This window comes from Rhodospirillaceae bacterium, from assembly GCA_002728255.1.
Taxonomy (GTDB): Bacteria; Pseudomonadota; Alphaproteobacteria; order UBA7887; family UBA7887.
In genome coordinates, this window is sequence record PBWV01000044.1 from 42100 (window position 1) to 59305 (window position 17206).

Sequence of the window (17206 nt, forward strand, 5' to 3'; positions counted from 1 at the left end):
ACTAAATATGCGGCCCTTCTAAGACCCATATCAAGGACTTTAGAACTCCAAAGCGCCACCCGAATATAAAATCTGCGTCGCCGATATGGTGTACTGACCTTCACCATCATGCAAGACTAGACCCGCACAAAATTTGACTGGGCCTCGACGACCCTTTCGCCCCCTTACTATCACCCGCTTGGCTTCTTTTCCAAAGCTTGGCCAAATCGGGAATACACTTATATCCCCCGCAACCTCTCGCACCCTGGACAATAACTCATCTACGCGATCGGCACGATGAATAAAAGTGAGTGTGCCGGCATCTCTGGCAAGTGATGCAGCGGCATAGACCCATTCTCGAAGACCTATTCCAACTTCAATCCTAGAGCGATCCAGGGCAGATGTGGTTTGTGCCCTTGACGCCGGCAAATAAGGAGGATTGATCATGACATGATCAAACCTTGGCTTCCATAATTTCTCAACCTCGGAGACATCTCCCAAAATAAATTTTATTCGTTTTTCAAAGCCGTTGAGAGATATATTCTGGATTCCCAGAGAAAGCAAAGGTTCTTGCACTTCGATTCCTTCTATGTGGCATTCTTTTACTCTATAAGCCAAACACAAGGACGCCGACCCTACTCCTGAGCCAAGATCCATAACGCTATCACCATCGGCCGCCGGAACAGCTGAAGCGAGAAGGACTGAGTCAAGGGCCGCCCTATAACCCTTTCTAGGTTGAAACAACAAAATCCGGCCGCCCAACAGTTTATCTTTGGTCGTCTCACCCCCATCCTCTTCAATATTTTCTACCACCTTCACAACTGGCCTCACTCAACACGTACTTTAAGAAACATTCAATCTTCAATGATCTAAGGGATATCCGCAAACTTATGAACTTGCAAACTGAGTAGCCAATTCGGGTTAACATAACAATACTCAGCCGCTGCGGCCATATTCGCCGCCAATCGACTTCCTGACATGGGCTGTAGCAAGAAATTGCTGAAGTCAAGATCTTGAAAAAAACCTGGCTCGAGCCCCATCTGAGGAAAAACTAACTTCAATTCGTCACCACGAGTGCACTTCAAAGGGGCGCCAGCTTTTGGACTTACACATATCCAATCCACTCCCTCAGGCGGCAACATAGTCCCATTCGTTTCTACGGCGACCAAAAAACCGAGTCTATGAAGACAATCAACCAATTCGTGGTCAAGCTGAAGAAGGGGCTCCCCACCTGTCAAAACCACTAACTTAGGGCCCGAAAAATTCTTTTGCCACAAGGCGCCTATAGAATAGGCTAGTGATTCCGCCGAGGTATAACGCCCGCCCATCACACCATCCATGCCAACAAAATCCGTATCACAAAATTTGCAAATCGCTCTCTCGCGGCTAGGTTCGAGACCGTTCCACAAGTTACACCCGGAGAATCGGCAAAAAACTGCAGGGGTTCCTGCGTTTACCCCCTCTCCTTGCAGGGTAAAGTACATTTCCTTTACGGTATATGCCATTAACGGACCTCCAGGCGTCTAGCGAAGCAAACTTACTTGTCGAACACCAACCACTTGTGGCCTCTTGCTAGTCTCCTAAAGAGCTAGTTTTTAGAGGCACCCATTCATAAATCTCTTATAACCCTGCATACGTAACACACATGCCGGGCACTCGCCACATCCGTAGCCCCAGGAGTACCGGCTAGACCTCTCCCCCAAATAACACGTGTGAGTCTCCTCAAGAATCAATTGTATCAGAGGGTCTCCGCCTAGTTCACAGGCCAATCCCCAGGTCTCAGCCTTGTCAAGCCACATCAACGGGGTCTCTATTACTAACCTCGCATCCATTCCCAGATTTAAGGCAACCTGCATAGCCTTAACACTATCGTCACGGCAATCCGGGTAACCCGCGAAATCCGTTTCACACATTCCACCAATGACATATCTAGTCTCCCTCTGATACGCAATTGCAGCTGCTAGACTAAGAAAAATAATATTCCGTCCCGGAACAAAAGTAGTTGGCAAACCATCCGGGCTAATGGTGATCTCCTGATCTCCCGTTAGAGCCGATGAGCTAATTTGAGACAAAGCAGGAATCTCTATAAGATGGTTTTTGTTAAGACGTTCGCCCCACAATGGGAATTGTGTTCGGATTAACTCAAGAATTCTCGTCCGACATTCAAGTTCGACAACGTGACGTTGCCCATAGTCAAAAGATATCGTTTCAACTTGCTCGTACTTGCTCAGGGCCCAAGCAAGACAAACTGCGCTGTCTTGACCTCCGGAAAACAGAACGAGGGCTTTTTTGTTATTTAAAGTCATTGGATCATTCTCTTGATTAAACAAGCTCATGGAAAATATCACAGGATAATGTTTTGATGTTACCCCCAAATACCTGATATCGAGTCACCGGATAGGACCATATTTCATCTCTCATGCCATTGATCAACAACCTCATTAAGATGATTAAGTTCCGCTGGGCTAAGCAGTGACATCACCCGCGACCGACCTTTAACTGCCTCAGGATCGCCATTGGCGGAAGCAAGAGCGTACCAAAAATAGGCTCTCGCCATATCGGATTCTACCACCACCCCTTGTTCGTATAGCGACCCGACTATTTTTTGAGACCTTGGATGCCCCGCCTTTGCTCCAATCCGAAACCACTTGACCGCTTCAAGTTCATTACTATCAACGCCAATCCCATCACGGTAAATCTGCGCCATTTCATAGACCGCCTCCCGGACACCTTGGTTCGCCGCACCAAGAAGCAAGTCTCTCGCTAAAACGAGATCAGCCACTACCCCTAAACCTTTAAGGTATTGCATACCTAGATAATATTTTCCAAAAGGGTTCCCTCGGTCAGCAGCCAATTGAAACCAAGATAATGCCGTAGACGGGTTGCCGGCTAACCCCAAACCACTCAAATAAAGCCTACCCAAGTTGACCTGTGATAACACATGCCCCTGGCTAGCAGCCCTCCGATACCACTCCATTGCAGTGATAGCGCTAGATTCAATGCCCTGACCAAAACGGTAAAGGGTAGCCAAGTTATATTGCGCTGTAGGGTTTCCGGTAAGCGCCAAAGGCAGCCAAATTGAATACGCCAATTCGTAATCCCCACTATCATAGGCTAACTCAGCTTCATTTAGGTCAGCGACCGCTCTAGAGGGAATTAACTGCAATCCAACCAAAATTCCGACCAAACAAGCCATATTATGGAAAACTTTGAATATCATCTCACTTGACCTACGGTATTTAGATAAACAAGTTCAAACCTAACATACTTGCAAACATCTCTTGTCGATATATACAGGAATGATAAAGATATTATGAACTTGGTTAAAAATTGGCCAAATCATTGAAATAAGGTTCTGCACCAATATAAATGGGGTATCACCAACCAAAAATTGCGGATTTTGTTATACGCTCAGCCTTTATTGTGGATGGTAGCGGCGGCCCCGGCTTTATTGGGGATGTAGCCGTTACTGATGACAGGATAGTTGGCATTGGCGATTTGAGTGAAACTACGTCGGGCATGGAAAGAAATGGAAAGAATCTTGTACTCTCTCCCGGATTCATCGATGTCCACACCCATGACGATCGGGCTCTCTTATCCACTCCTACACTAGACTTTAAAGTGAGCCAGGGTGTCACCACTGTAGTCACTGGCAACTGCGGGATCAGCTTAGCACCATTAAGCGGGCAAGAAATACCCCCTCCACTTGATCTAATAGCAACCGAACCCAGCCAGTTATTCGCAAAATTTTCTCACTATCTAGAAGCCCTAGATCTTGAGCCACCGGCCGTAAACACTGCAGCCCTGGTTGGACACTCGACCCTTCGGATCGACTCTATGCAAGACCTTCAACGCCCAGCTTCTAATAATGAAACCAATATGATGAAGCAAAAGTTGGAAAAATCTCTTGACGCGGGAGCTATAGGCTTTAGCACGGGCCTTGCCTATCAGCCCGCCTCGCATGCCTCCACAGAGGAAGTGATTAGCCTTGCGAAAAGCCTTCGCTCAGTGAAAAGCGTTCACACAACCCATATGCGGAACGAGGGGAATTTTATCAAAGATTCTTTAGAAGAAACATTCCAAATAGGACTCGAGGCAGAAGTTCCTATTGTCATTTCCCATCATAAAGTAGGAGGGAAGGCAAACTTCGGAAGATCAAAAGAAACCCTTGCCATGATTGATAGCGCACGGAAACGTCAACCCTTAACTTTCGACGTCTACCCTTATGTGGCAAGCTCAACCATACTAGGTGTAAAAGGGCTAGACTCTGCCTCTAAGATAATAGTGACCTGGTCTAAGAAAAGGCCTGACCTCGCGGGTCGTGATTTATCAGCCATAGCTAAAATTCTTGACTGCCCACCGAAAGAGGCGATTAAGGCCTTATCGCCTGCTGGTGCTATATATTTTATGATGGACGAAGATGACGTACGCCGAATAATCTCGCATCCAGCTGCAATGATTGGGTCAGATGGATTGCCACATGATGCCCACCCACATCCTCGCTTGTGGGGAACTTTTCCGCGAGTTCTTGGGCACTACTCTCGAAATACTCAATTGCTGACACTCGAAGAATCTGTAAGACGAATGACGTCCTTGCCAGCAACAGAGTTTGGTTTGTCGGGACGTGGACAAATTGCCGTAGGCAATTATGCAGACCTAGTACTTTTTAATTCAAATACAATTATAGATCAGGCTACTTTTGAAAAACCAACGGAAAAAGCCGATGGCATTGAACTAGTCATGGTTAATGGCCGCACTACCTGGGAGAACAAGAAATCTACGGGCTCTCGACCTGGCAAAGTCGTTCGACGAGGTGATTCCTAAAATAGTATTTACCCATTACTACGCTCGACACATCAACCTCCCGCGCCTCAGGAAACTTCACCCCTCATTCACGTCCGACCTTTTTTACTAGCGGCAAAAATATGAGACTCAAGGCTAAGCAAATAGCCACTACGGTTGTTATTTCATTGAATGCCAATATCATAGCTTCTCTTTCACCTAAAAGTGCATACCGTTGGATAGATGCAATTGTCGCCGATGGGGACTCCCCTAAAATCGCAGATCCTGCAGACTCGAGGACCCCTAAGGTCTCCTGCGTTGTAGGATCACCCGCAACTATCGACTCACGCATCACCTGGTAGTGATGCCTGGTGCGAACGAACAAATAATTGTTAGCTATAGCCACGCATATCGCCCCACCTAGCCGCATGCTCAATTGAAACAAGGCCGTACCCGCCTTTACCTGCCGCTCCGGTAACGAACCAACAGCCAGTCCGACCATAGATAAAAAGCACATTTGCGTAGCGATTCCTCTCAGGACCTGGGGCCACAAGAGTTCAAAAAATCCAGTATCAAAGTTAAGTTGCGCCTGATACCAAGTCCCAAGAGCCATCAAACTGAATCCAACTATCGCCACGTTTCGCAAGCTAAAGGTGCGCATTATCCACGGCATAAAAAATGTACACACCATCATTGTTAGCCCCAACACAACCAGCATTGAACCAATTTGCCAGGTATTTAGACCGAGAATTCTAGATAGAAATAATGGCAACAAATACAAGGGAACAAACATTCCTGCCCCAAACACAGCTAAATAAAAAGATCCAAAAGAAAAATTAATATTCCCAAATACTCGCAAATCAATCAGTGGGTTTTTGCAGGCAAGCTCTCGCCACACAAATAAAATTCCGGCTATCAATGACATTATGGAAAGCAAAATAACCATCTCGGAACGAAACCAATCCTGCCTTCTACCTTCCTCCAAAACTACAAGGAGAGAAATAAAACAAGTAGCCATGAGGGCGATACCCAGCAAATCTACATCTTTAAAAATTGACCAATTTGGTTCATCTAGATCCACACAGAAAAAAACTAAGGCAGCGGAAATAAGAGCGAATGGCACACTAAAATAAAAGAGCCACGGCCAAGAAGCTTCTTCACTTATCCATCCACCCAAACTTGGGCCCAAAGCCATGGCACTTGTGCCAAGCAAGGAGACAATTGCGAGGAGGTAGTTCTGATAGTGCTTGGGATAAGAGGCATAGATCGCTGCAAAAATCATAGGTGCTAACCCCCCTCCCATTAGGCCTTGTAACGACCGGAACACTATCATTTCCTCAATACTAGTTGCCTGAGCGCATCCAATGCTCGCAGCACCAAAAGCTAGGGTGCAGATTGTGAACAACCATCGTGTCGACATCAACCTAGATAGCCATCCCGCCATTGGAATCATTATAACTTCTGCTATGAGAGCCGATGTCAGCACCCAACTTACCTCTTCAGGGCCCGCCGCCAAACCACCTTTTATCTCGTCAAAAGAACTTCCCACAATTTGAATGTTAAGAACAGCGAGAAACATGCCCATTGCCATTCCTACAAAAGCAACCAACCGTTTGAGTTCCACGCGGTCCGCGGCATCTCCTTTCTTCTCGTCTATCAAAACAGGGTATCCTTTAGAAACGACCATACAGATCGCGCCATAAGAGGCAGTATCAACATTTGGAATTCACGAAACTTTATGAACGAAGACCCTCGATGACTTCATGTACCTCACCACACCAAGGCCTCCCAACATATTGCGGGAAAGAACCATAGACCATGCAAACTGCACTATCCCAAGCAATGCAGGCCTCCAGGATAGGACAAACTGCCGTAAATAAGTAACCCCGTCAATCATGATACAGGGGATATCGACTGACGTCTCTCCTTCGACAGAGAATTGTTGAAAGTCACTTTGCACTCGATCGTACAAAATTGCTTTGTACTTCTGCTTTGAGCCCGTCGCCTCCCTTTGCCACCCCCCTTGAAAAACAACACATTACACTGCTTGCATCGACCTACTTTCCTATCTCGTAGAGTTTGGCCCACCTGAAGCCATAGCCACGATGAAAAGTCTCTTGGCACACATCTAAATTCGAGTCCAGACTTATACGCGTTTGGCGAATAAGATGCCTCCACTCCCGATTGACGCGACCAACCTTCGGCATACTTTGTGGTAGCATGCTCAGCATCCCCTGAAGCGGAAATCGACAAAACAGCTCGGATGGAGGTCACTTCTTGCTCCCAGGTAGCGATAGATTCCGCCTGGTCCGACGGATCTTTGAGTAGTCCGAACCGCCCTGCAAACTCCAACACCTGTTCAGGCGTACAATCAAGATTCGCGAACTCTAAGCAAATCGACTCCGCAAATTCTTCCCGTAAACAGGCCAGAGCCTGGGCTTTGGTAGCACTATTCGCGTATAGCACTCCATCCACACATCTATAACCAGAACCTGAAATCTGCCAAGTAAACCAGATCATTAGGGTCCACTCTATCTCCCTTTTACCGCACTCCCTTCTAGCATACCTAAATCATACCCGTTAAACTACGTAAGCAAAGCTCCAATTATTTAGTGGGAGTACCATCAGCAATTAGGGAACCTATAATGGCCCCATTTCAGACAATATGCGAAGACCTCAAATTTCCAGAGGGCCCTATCGCCATGCCGGATGGGTCGATAATTTTAGTTGAAATAGCCCGGGGTACACTTACTCGCGTTCTTGCCAGTGGGGAAACAGAAGTCATTTGCGAAACCGGAGGAGGCCCCAATGGAGCCGCGATAGGCCCCGACGGCGCTTGTTATATCTGCAACAATGGAGGTTTCGACTGGGACAACGACCCGAAAACTGGAACATTGAGACCCTTAAGCCAATCTAAAGACTACGTTACGGGCCGTATAGAGCGGGTTGACCTGGCGACTGGCAAAATAGAACGTTTGTACGAAAAGTGTGGTGACCACAAACTCAACGGCCCGAATGATCTAGTCTTTGATAGAAAAGGGAACATGTGGTTCACAGATCTTGGCAAAACCAGGTTACGGGATAGGGATCATGGAGCAGTGTATTGGGCCCGCCCAGACGGATCTGAGATCAGGGAGGTTATCCAGCCCATCACCACACCAAATGGCATTGGCCTCTCACCAGACGAAAAAACCTTATTCGTCGCGGAAACAGAGGGGGCGAGATTGTATGGATTCCCCATAATAACAGACGGCAAAGTTGAAAAATTGCCTTTTCCTGGATCATTAAATGGAGGAAAACTAATAACTTGTGATGGAGGACTGAGACGATTTGATTCCCTGGCACTCGAAGCTAACGGAAACATATGTGTGGCTACTCTTGTTACAGGCGGAATAACGGTAGCAAACTCCAACGGAGGGACAGAGGAATTCGTCCCAACCAATGACCCATTTACCACCAATATCTGCTTTGGTGGACCTAAATTAGAGACGGCCTTCATAACACTTTCATGGCACGGACTATTAGCCAAGGTTAATTGGCCACGCGCAGGCCTTCCTTTAAATTTCTTAAATACTTGAGCCCGTCGGCCCCATTTTATTCGGGTTGAAGCGTCTATTCATTGACCCCTGAAACTCACAACTTGCACTTTTTGAAGGCGCTTGTTGTTATTTGACTGGCGCTCACCGGAACCTCGTTTTTTAATTCTCGAAAACAGCTACCAACCTAGTCTCGATACTTCTACGAGGAAGTGGTCCTCCCACGTTTTCTGGGTAGTCAAAGGAGGTATGCGGACAATACACTGATCGGTCTGGTCGCGAATCGAGCTGCTTCATAATCAACACCTCATCAGTTGACATATTAGCAAAATAACAAAACTGGTGAGAAGCACTATATACTGGCGCAGCCACCAAACTCCCTTCTTCACTCCTTCCAGTGTAATAATAATCAATGACGTCTTCCTCGGGTAAAGACTCCCAGTCTATAAATGCCAATGGATTATTTTCGACAAGATTATCAAACGGCTGCCAGGTGTTAAAAAAAGCAAACTTCCAATTTTTCTGTATCTCCACTCCATACCGACCGAGCACATCCGCTGCTAATTTACCAAGCGTTCTTACATTGTAGTCACAGTGCACAAACCGAGCGTACCCATCATTAAAATCTACAGGAGTTTCAGTCCGCACTAAATGATTCAGTACATACGCAGACTGTGCACCAGTCACACGACAAATGAGATTCTTCATCTCGTCATGGTAAACCCTAGAGACTTCTTCATTATCCCTAAAGTTCTTTACCATACTTACATTGCCATCCATCGTGAAACCCGATTTATCCAAATTAGCCCCACCTGAGGCCACACGATTTCTCACATCAGTAATCTCAACATCATGAAAGGAGGTAGCGGCCCTGCGGCTCTCTCGAGATCCTATCCGAGGAGCCTCTCCCCGCTCTTTCCATACTGGGTCAACGTACCGTACTTTAGCTACGATCCTATCTCTTCCGCGAGAACCCATTCTCTCTGACATTCCGCTCACACCTACTAAACCCCCGCTTCCTGTTCAGATTCTTGTAATTCCTTGAGGAGCTTTTTCCAAGAACGTGGAGGTAACAAACAAATGTTATCATCTCTAACAAAGGCGCACTTTTTCCTCGTAGAATTGTTACGACAGGTGTTAGGATTGGAGTGCCGGCAACCCAGCGTTTGCTCCTCGGTATCATGTTCGGTTAGCGGTCTTCTTTGATCAACTTTCACTATTTATCTTCCACTTTTTACACTGCTCAGTGAGTATAGCAGAAAATCAATGTTACTGTAATTCAATCGTAGCATGATTAACTCCTGTTTCCTCACCTCAATTGCCGATTTTCCGAGTTGGAATATGCCAGCCAAACTGGCCACCTTCAACAAAAGCTATGGCAATATATAGCTCTATTTGTACGGGTTGTAACCACCCTTTTCCGCCACTTAGAAACTAATAGCCGTTTCCGAACCTATATGTTTTGAACAATTTCCCCGGAAGAAGGGTTCCTGACTACTTCTTCCACTACTACTGACCTAGCTGTTTCCTAATATCTTGAACTCTCCGATCCGCTTCCATGTGGCTCAACGCTTCACAACGTAGCTTTGGTCCTGAGTTAACCCATGACACCCCGTCCGCCGCTCGCAACGCATAAGTGCTCGTCCAAGCAAACCTATTAAGGGTGTGCCGCCGTATTGTAGCTGGGGACTCCGCTACTCCAGTCCGCTCCTCGATTGGCACATAGGCATTCTCAAGCCATATATAATGCCGTCCTGTTTCTTTGTACTCCGGTAACACGCTAGATTGTTTGAAACCTCCGGGCCCACCGATGTAAACCTCGAGGGCCTCATCATGGAACTTGAACAACACCCCCCGAACTGCTTGGCCCGAAGAAACCGCCGGAATATTATCGAGGTTCTCCTCCCCATCGACGCATACAATTGCCTTGCCCCTTAACGCAAAACGCTCCTGCGCCTCCGCCCCAAGGCCTCCCAATAACAAGAGTAGGGCAAGCGCAGTGAGAATTCCCTTGTTTATCATTTGCCACCTTTTCAAAACTGCAAACAGAGGCTATGCCTCAGGAAACAATCCTCAAGCAACTTCTCCCAACTTAATCTATGGATCCAAGAAATGTCCAGAAGAGAAATTAGCAACCCCAAGATTCTCACAAAATAAATTCCCAAATGAAGGGGTTTCCAGTTCTGTTGTTGGCCCCTCTCAGGTTCCATAAACATCTAATGCCATCTAAACCCCGAATCCCAGCCAAGGAAAAATGTTCAGACCTCTTTGGGAAAAGAAATTCAACCCGAACTATTGGGCAGGTGGCCGATTTGCTCTACAACCCGAGTATCCACCTCCAGGCCCAACCCATTATCCCTATCAAGAAACAAATTAGTGCAAACCACAAATAAGTGTTTCCAAAAAACTTCGCCATATACAACCCTTCAGGATCGTCTTGCCCGTTCTGCGATTCACAAGTTGGAAAGCACAAAACGGGACTAAAAGTGTCAAACTTTTCTATAAAAAGTGTCAAACTTTTACCCTGCCCCATTTGGACATCTCGTAAGTAACTGTTATTTATCGGAAAAATGGTGCCCAGGGGGTGAATTGAACACCCGACACGCGGATTTTCAGTCCGCTGCTCTACCAACTGAGCTACCTGGGCAACTCCGATCAAGCCTTATAATCAATGGTTAAAGCGCTGTCTAGGTAGACATAACCAACACTACCCAATTTGGGCGGTTAAACCGCCATCAATAACCAACTGAATTCCATTAATATATTTAGCTTCGTCAGACGCTAAAAATAGCGCCCCATACGCCACATCCCATGCATCACCCATACGCCCACTCGGACACATCTGATGCCGTTTTTCTAACATTTTTTGGGAATCACCATAATGGCTTGGTAAATCCGCCCTGATCATGGGAGTATCCATAAGACCCGGTAGTATCGCATTGCATCGTATCCCCTGCCTCGCGTGCTCTACTGCTATGCTCTGGGTCAGTTGCACAATAGCCGCCTTACTAGCGCCATACGCGACATACGGGATACCAGTGTATCGAATGGCGGCTATACTTGAGACATTTATTATTGCACCCCTGCCCAAACCAATCATTACCGGCAATACCTCCTTGGTCGTGAGATACATACTCTTGGTATTTACTGCAAAGACATGATCCCAGTCCTTTTCCTCCAGTTCAGTGGGACCGCCAAGCCTACCAATGATTCCCACATTATTATGAAGGACATCGATACGACCATACTTTTGAACCGCAGTCTCTACTAGGTTCTGCACCGCCTTCCCAACCGTTACATCCACCTTAAGGGCAATGCACTCACCACCCTCTTTCACAATTAGATCCCGGGTCTCCTCAGCCGCCTCCTTACGAATATCGGATGCGATAACTTTAGCACCCTCCCTAGCAAATAATACAGCAGCAGCTTTGCCGTTGCCCCATCCAGGCCCAATCGAACCCGCCCCAGTAACTACCACAACTCTTCCTTCCAATCTGCCCGGCAAATGAACCTCCAATTATCACAAACTCTTGAGCTTCCCGTTACTTAAACATAACATGGACGATCAATTATGGAGAAACAAGAAAATGGAATGGAGTCCAACTCAGATAAAGAGTTTTGAACAGGATGGATATTTGTTCATTCCCGATCTTTTTACTGAAGACGAAATCGAAACATTACGGTCCGATTTGCCTCGGATCTTCTCCCTTGATAGAGATGAAATCGAACGGGATGCTGATACCAATGAAGCTAGGTTAGCTCTCGCCATACACAAATACAGTGAGATTTTTGCCACCATGTTACGGCACCCACGTCTACTCAACCCTGCACAGAAAATTCTTGGAGGAGAAGTTTACTGTCACCAATACAAAATAGTAACGAAAGAACCTTTTGGCCAACTAACCTTTCCGTGGCATCAAGATTTTGCATCTTGGAGCGCCCATGATGGAATGCCTAAGCCACTAGCTATGAATTTTGCAGTATTTCTTGACGACGTAACGGAGTTTAATGGTCCAATCACGTTCATTCCCGGCTCCCATCGCCAGGGGAAACTGAGCTCACAAGCAGAGGCCCTTCCGGGAATTACCCCTCTATATACGATGGGAAGCGACTTAGTCTCCCAGCTTATATCAGAAAACGGGATTGTTGCACCAAAAGGCAAGGCCGGCTCAGCCTTATTTTTCCATTCTTGTCTCGCGCACACTTCGTCTCCGAATATTTCACCTTGGCCAAGAAATATAGTTTACCTAACATGTAATCGGACAGATAATTTTATACGGAAACCTACTCGTCCATATTATTATGCGGACACTGATTTCTCACCACTCTCAGCTCTATCGGACGATTGCTTAAGCACTATAACAAACTCAACAAAAACCTATGCATAAAATTAACCCCTAGATATTTAGTAATTTCGTGGACCTTAAATATGGAACGACTATCACCACTCACTGATGACCAAATGAACGAGCGACAGCAGGCCATTTTGGAGGATATTCGCTCGGGCCCGCGGGGACCTTCTGCCCATGGCCCGTTTCTGGCCTGGCTACAAAGCCCAGACCTTGCAGACCGCGCCCAAAAACTTGGTGAATATTTACGTTTTGAAGCTAAAATGGAAAAACGCCTAGCGGAATTAGCAATTCTCACGGTAGCACGAAAATGGACTGCCCAATTTGAATGGTATGCCCATAAAAAATTTGCAATAGCGGCAGGGCTATCTGAGGACGTGATAGATTCTATAGAACAACGAGAGCCGCCACACTTTGTTAATGAGGACGAAAAAGCCATATACAACTTTTCCATAGAACTGCAAGAGAGCCACTCAGTTGATGATGTAACTTTTGATGAAGCGATTCGCCATATTGGCCGTACTGGAGTTACTGACCTAGTAGGCCTATTGGGCTATTACACCCTTGTATCCATGACCTTGAATGTGTACCAAATTCCATTACCAAATTCCGAGCCCCCTCCGCTTGACCCGTAAGTCACTAGTACAAAAGCAGATATTTGAGAAACCCCACTTATACAGGAGCATAGTATGAACATTGACAGCCTGAACGATATAGCTTCGGCAATAGTCTCTCCGGGAAAGGGCATTCTAGCTGCAGATGAGAGTAGCCCTACTATAAAAAAACGCTTCGATAGCATTGGGGTTGAGTCAACAGAGGAGAATCGGAAAAATTACAGAAATATGCTTTTCACTACTGAAGGCGTGAATAAGTATATCAGTGGCGTAATCCTATTTGATGAAACTATCCGCCAACAATCGCCAAACGGTGTACCGATGGTGGAAGTATTAAACGAAGCGGGAATGATCCCTGGAATCAAAGTGGATAAGGGGGCCAAGGCTCTCGCAAATACTTCTTCGGAAACAGTCACGGAAGGACTGGACGGACTAAGAGAACGCTGCCAAGAGTATGTGTCATTGGGTGCTAAGTTTGCTAAGTGGCGAGCCGTGATAAAAATTGGATCCAACACTCCTTCTGATTTATGTTTAGCAACAAATGTCCACGCTTTAGCTCGTTACGCGGCGTTGTGTCAGGAGACAGGTTTAGTACCAATCGTTGAACCAGAGGTTTTAATGGATGGAACACATGATATCGATCAATGTGAATCAATAACGGAAAATACTCTCAAAGCTTTATACCATGAGCTTCACCGACAACGTGTTGTTTTAGAAGGAACTCTACTAAAGCCTAACATGGTAATCTCGGGCTCCGAATGCCCACAGCAAGCCAACGTAGAGGAAGTTGCACAGAGAACGGTGGCCTGCCTAAAACGTTCTGTTCCAGCCGCTGTACCAGGAATCGTCTTCTTATCAGGGGGACAATCGGACGACGTAGCAACGTTGCACCTCAATTCGATGAATGCAAATACCAATGACCTCCCCTGGAAGTTATCATTTTCTTATGGCCGCGCTCTCCAAGCGGCTCCACTAAAGGCATGGGCAGGAAGCAATATTGACAAAGGAAAAGAGGCTTTCATGATGCGCGCAAAGGCTAACGGGGAAGCATGTCTCGGCAAGTTTAAGTGAACTGCTTAAAACTGATATAATAAAGAGATTATAATCTTTTGATCAAAATCTCTATCCCTAGTAATAGGTGCACTCATCCCAATTCCCACCTCCAAAGGAACTCCTTTTATTGGTGAACCAATGAACCCCCAAGAGGCGTTGATCACACTTTCGTTATCATCGCCAATGACAACCAGCTCACCATCTAACTCAAAAATACCCCTCAATCGAGGTTGAAGCCAATAAGCCATTGCAAGGTTATATTCCAAACCAAGATCCTTTTCCGCCTCTGTTAGGGCATCTTCATTGAAGGGAAACTCTAATCCGAAAAACCCAATGTATTCGAAGGGCCCATCGATAAAGCCACCATCTAAAAATGGTTTTACAATTATTTCATTGTTACTACCTATATCCTTCCCATCATCCCCAGTCGGCAACTCCAACTCTAGCCCTCCACCTAACAACGAAGTAGTACTTACCCCTCTAGCGAGCTTCAAAGCAATTTCGGCTACGTCCAGGTTATCTTGAGAACCACTTCCATCTGATGGATCACGGAACTTGTAAGGTATGTCAACTTCAATGCTAACCCCAGGCATGATAGCAAACTCGCCCTCTGGATTAATTTCCAGCTCATCAGCACTGCTTGTCTCTGTTACTATGTATTCGAACCGAAACTCGGTATCTGGTGTCGGCGACTCGGCAACTAGTGGATGCGCAAGATCCGGGATGCCATCATCATCTGCCCAGCCAACCTTACTAGCTAAAGCGCACATAGCCACTACACATAGCAATAGAACCGGGATAACTCTATCTGCCATGCTTTTACTACCGCTTATGTTCTTAAATATTGTACCGATACTGTCCAACATGCCCTTCTCCCTCAATACACTTTAACCACGCACTTGGTAGCTCCCACAACATCACTTCCGGTCTTCTTCTGGCCAAAACATCACAAAGCCGTCACGGTTCGGCATTCTTACCATAGGCAAAGTAACAGCATTCATTACATCTACCTCGCCAATAATACCATTCTGAGCCAAAATATAAGCTGTAACCGCATATACCTCCGAATTACTCAGAGAAGCCGGTGCGTCATAGGGCATAGCTCTCCGTATATAGTCAAAAATAGTCGTCGCGTAAGGCCAGTAACTCCCCACAGTTTTCAACGGCTCATCGGTGGCAAGAGATCCAATTCCTCCAACAAGAGGGTCAGCCAATCCCAAACCCCCAGCCCCTCTTTGCCCATGGCAGTGCAGGCATCGATCCGTGAAAACTGTGAACCCCAACCGAGAATCGCCTTCACCATTGGGTAAACCGCTCCCCTCTGGACCAATGCTTATATCCCAGCCAGAAAGCGCCCCAGGTTCAACTGAAACCCCCAGTTTGGGCCCCTGTAATTCTCCCCCTAATGCAAAACCTGAGAATGCAAACCCTGCAAAGAATACAAGCACCCGAAACGTCTTATATAAAAACATTAGTTACCTCTCCGTTTCGAGCAATGCTCCAGGTTTGAATAGCATTACAATGATAAAGCTGGCCTTCCGCATACTGTGCAGACCATACATCTCTTCGAAGTTGCGTATTACCTGCCTCATCAGTAGCACGGCTTTGCAATAATGTTGGCAAGCCATCCCACTTCCATGGAAGGCGAAAACGCGTCAGCGCCATTGATAAAGGCTCCCCATCCAGGGCCGCAACAGCCCAAGTTGCCCCTCCATCCGCAGAAACTTCAACTTTTACTATTTTACCGCTTCCAGACCATGCTAAGCCGGATATCTCGTAAAACCCTGGACCATCCATTACTAGACCACCCGCTGGCCTAGTAATGGTAGACTTAACGCCCATCGTGTAAGTGAACTGACGAGCCACACCATCAGGCATTAAATCAGAATATTTAGATGTCTCATCCTTAGTGTAGGTGGGGCCGCTGGTCACCTTGATTCGCCTTAGCCATTTGACCGACATATTTCCCTCAAAACCAGGAAGCAACAACCTCATTGGATAGCCCTGTTCAGGCCTCAACATTTCTCCATTTTGGTAAATCGCTATTATGGCATCATCCATTGCCTTTCGCAGAGGAATGCTGCGGCTCATCCCAGCTGAATCTGCTCCCTCCGCCAATATCCATTTCCCCTCTGGAAGTAGTCCCGCCTCATCCAATAAAAGGTTTAAGGGAATGCCAGTCCACTCAGCACCCGACACGAGTCCGTGAATCATACCTACCGAAACTTGGGTGGCCTCGGGAAACAAATTACTGTTAAAGAAACTATTTCCCGCGCACTCTATAAAATAGTTTCTTGAAATCATTGGATAGCGACTAAGGCTAGCCATCGAAAACTTGAGCGAACGCTGAACCAGCCCGTGAATAAGAAATTCGTGCTCATCTGGGTTAATCGTGGGGCGCCCATTATGGCTACGCTCAAAATGTAACCCATTGGGGGTAATAGTACCTTCTAGTGACTGCAACGGTGTCATAGCCACCCCGGCACCTGGCGCAAGGTCTCCGTAGGGCTGCAAGATTTTTCGCTGGACAGAACTTTCAGCCCCTGCCGGCTTCCCATAGCCCCTGAAACTCGCGCCGGGGATCTTCATAGAATCCGGTAAAAAGGCTCCGATAGATTGGGCGCCCGATTGTGAATCAAATACGGGAGCCTCATAATTTATAGCCTCCTCCGTCGAAGTATCATCCGCCCTTCCCGCCTTCGCAAAAACAGCAATTGATCCTGCTAACAACCCACCTTGCACAAATAAACGACGATCCAACAAGCCATTCTTAGCTGCCAAATCAGCCTCTAACTCAGTTCTCATCAGATCTTTGCCTGCCTTACCTTTACTCTTCATTCAGAGCCCCCTATGACTAATATATGCAATAACCCGTAATACACTCTTGTTCGAC

Annotated in this window: 20 protein-coding genes and 1 tRNA gene; 5 read left to right on the forward strand and 16 right to left on the reverse strand. The window is 46.6% G+C overall.

The window, feature by feature from the left end:
- Positions 1–39: 39 nt before the first annotated feature.
- The 4 genes from CMM32_11035 to CMM32_11050 form a co-directional block, all read right to left on the reverse strand.
- Positions 40–810: a methyltransferase gene (locus tag CMM32_11035; GenBank protein ID MBT07429.1), complete on the reverse strand. Its 771-nt coding sequence runs from the start codon at positions 808–810 to the stop codon at positions 40–42.
- A 38-nt stretch (positions 811–848) separates the two neighbouring features.
- Entirely contained in the window at positions 849–1484 is a 636-nt protein-coding gene (gene queE / locus CMM32_11040; protein MBT07430.1) for a 7-carboxy-7-deazaguanine synthase, read from the reverse strand.
- A gap of 90 nt (positions 1485–1574) precedes the next feature.
- Positions 1575–2285, reverse strand: a complete 711-nt coding sequence (gene queC / locus CMM32_11045; GenBank protein MBT07431.1) for a 7-cyano-7-deazaguanine synthase QueC — start codon at positions 2283–2285, stop codon at positions 1575–1577.
- Between the two features lie 104 nt (positions 2286–2389).
- Complete coding sequence (locus tag CMM32_11050) at positions 2390–3199, reverse strand: hypothetical protein (protein MBT07432.1); 810 nt, start codon at positions 3197–3199, stop codon at positions 2390–2392.
- A 149-nt stretch (positions 3200–3348) separates the two neighbouring features.
- Here CMM32_11050 and CMM32_11055 point away from each other — a divergent pair, with 149 nt between their 5' ends.
- Positions 3349–4803 carry a D-aminoacylase gene (locus tag CMM32_11055; protein MBT07433.1) on the forward strand — a complete coding sequence of 485 codons (1455 nt, stop codon included), beginning with the start codon at positions 3349–3351 and terminating at the stop codon, positions 4801–4803.
- 64 nt (positions 4804–4867) lie between these two features.
- On the opposite strand, the gene CMM32_11060 is transcribed toward CMM32_11055, so the two are convergent.
- On the reverse strand, positions 4868–6448 hold the full coding sequence (locus CMM32_11060) for a hypothetical protein (protein ID MBT07434.1): 1581 nt from the start codon (positions 6446–6448) through the stop codon (positions 4868–4870).
- 206 nt (positions 6449–6654) lie between these two features.
- A complete protein-coding gene (locus CMM32_11065) occupies positions 6655–7281 on the reverse strand; it encodes a hypothetical protein (protein MBT07435.1) in 627 nt (208 codons plus the stop codon).
- A gap of 125 nt (positions 7282–7406) precedes the next feature.
- On the opposite strand from CMM32_11065, the gene CMM32_11070 reads away from it, so the two are divergent.
- A complete protein-coding gene (locus CMM32_11070; GenBank protein ID MBT07436.1) occupies positions 7407–8339 on the forward strand; it encodes a gluconolaconase in 933 nt (310 codons plus the stop codon).
- 120 nt (positions 8340–8459) lie between these two features.
- On the opposite strand, the gene CMM32_11075 is transcribed toward CMM32_11070, so the two are convergent.
- The 7 genes from CMM32_11075 to CMM32_11105 form a co-directional block, all read right to left on the reverse strand.
- Positions 8460–9287: a hypothetical protein gene (locus CMM32_11075; GenBank protein ID MBT07437.1), complete on the reverse strand. Its 828-nt coding sequence runs from the start codon at positions 9285–9287 to the stop codon at positions 8460–8462.
- Between the two features lie 14 nt (positions 9288–9301).
- Positions 9302–9517, reverse strand: coding sequence for a hypothetical protein (locus tag CMM32_11080; GenBank protein MBT07438.1), 216 nt, complete (start codon positions 9515–9517; stop codon positions 9302–9304).
- Between the two features lie 289 nt (positions 9518–9806).
- Positions 9807–10319, reverse strand: a complete 513-nt coding sequence (locus CMM32_11085; GenBank protein MBT07439.1) for a hypothetical protein — start codon at positions 10317–10319, stop codon at positions 9807–9809.
- A gap of 11 nt (positions 10320–10330) precedes the next feature.
- A complete protein-coding gene (locus tag CMM32_11090) occupies positions 10331–10513 on the reverse strand; it encodes a hypothetical protein (GenBank protein MBT07440.1) in 183 nt (60 codons plus the stop codon).
- A gap of 101 nt (positions 10514–10614) precedes the next feature.
- On the reverse strand, positions 10615–10830 hold the full coding sequence (locus tag CMM32_11095; GenBank protein ID MBT07441.1) for a hypothetical protein: 216 nt from the start codon (positions 10828–10830) through the stop codon (positions 10615–10617).
- A gap of 38 nt (positions 10831–10868) precedes the next feature.
- Positions 10869–10944: transfer RNA gene (locus CMM32_11100), tRNA-Phe, on the reverse strand.
- Between the two features lie 60 nt (positions 10945–11004).
- Complete coding sequence (locus tag CMM32_11105; GenBank protein MBT07442.1) at positions 11005–11802, reverse strand: 3-oxoacyl-ACP reductase; 798 nt, start codon at positions 11800–11802, stop codon at positions 11005–11007.
- 52 nt (positions 11803–11854) lie between these two features.
- On the opposite strand from CMM32_11105, the gene CMM32_11110 reads away from it, so the two are divergent.
- The 3 genes from CMM32_11110 (at position 11855) to CMM32_11120 (ending at position 14331) form a co-directional block, all read left to right on the forward strand.
- Positions 11855–12685 carry a proline hydroxylase gene (locus CMM32_11110; GenBank protein MBT07443.1) on the forward strand — a complete coding sequence of 277 codons (831 nt, stop codon included), beginning with the start codon at positions 11855–11857 and terminating at the stop codon, positions 12683–12685.
- 74 nt (positions 12686–12759) lie between these two features.
- Positions 12760–13281, forward strand: coding sequence for a 4-carboxymuconolactone decarboxylase (locus tag CMM32_11115; GenBank protein MBT07444.1), 522 nt, complete (start codon positions 12760–12762; stop codon positions 13279–13281).
- A 54-nt stretch (positions 13282–13335) separates the two neighbouring features.
- Positions 13336–14331 carry a fructose-bisphosphate aldolase class I gene (locus CMM32_11120; GenBank protein ID MBT07445.1) on the forward strand — a complete coding sequence of 332 codons (996 nt, stop codon included), beginning with the start codon at positions 13336–13338 and terminating at the stop codon, positions 14329–14331.
- Between the two features lie 5 nt (positions 14332–14336).
- Here the strand turns inward: CMM32_11120 and CMM32_11125 are convergent, their stop codons facing one another.
- Genes CMM32_11125 through soxC form a run of 3 tightly spaced genes read right to left on the reverse strand, consistent with a single transcriptional unit; the run spans position 14337 to position 17118 of the window.
- Complete coding sequence (locus CMM32_11125; GenBank protein ID MBT07446.1) at positions 14337–15179, reverse strand: hypothetical protein; 843 nt, start codon at positions 15177–15179, stop codon at positions 14337–14339.
- Positions 15180–15230: 51 nt separating this feature from the next.
- Positions 15231–15785, reverse strand: a complete 555-nt coding sequence (locus CMM32_11130) for a cytochrome C biogenesis protein CcdA (protein ID MBT07447.1) — start codon at positions 15783–15785, stop codon at positions 15231–15233.
- Positions 15772–17118 (reverse strand): sulfite dehydrogenase, encoded by a 1347-nt coding sequence (soxC, locus tag CMM32_11135; protein ID MBT07448.1) that lies wholly within the window; start codon positions 17116–17118, stop codon positions 15772–15774. The genes CMM32_11130 and soxC overlap by 14 nt, the downstream gene beginning before the upstream one ends.
- Positions 17119–17206 lie beyond the last annotated feature (88 nt).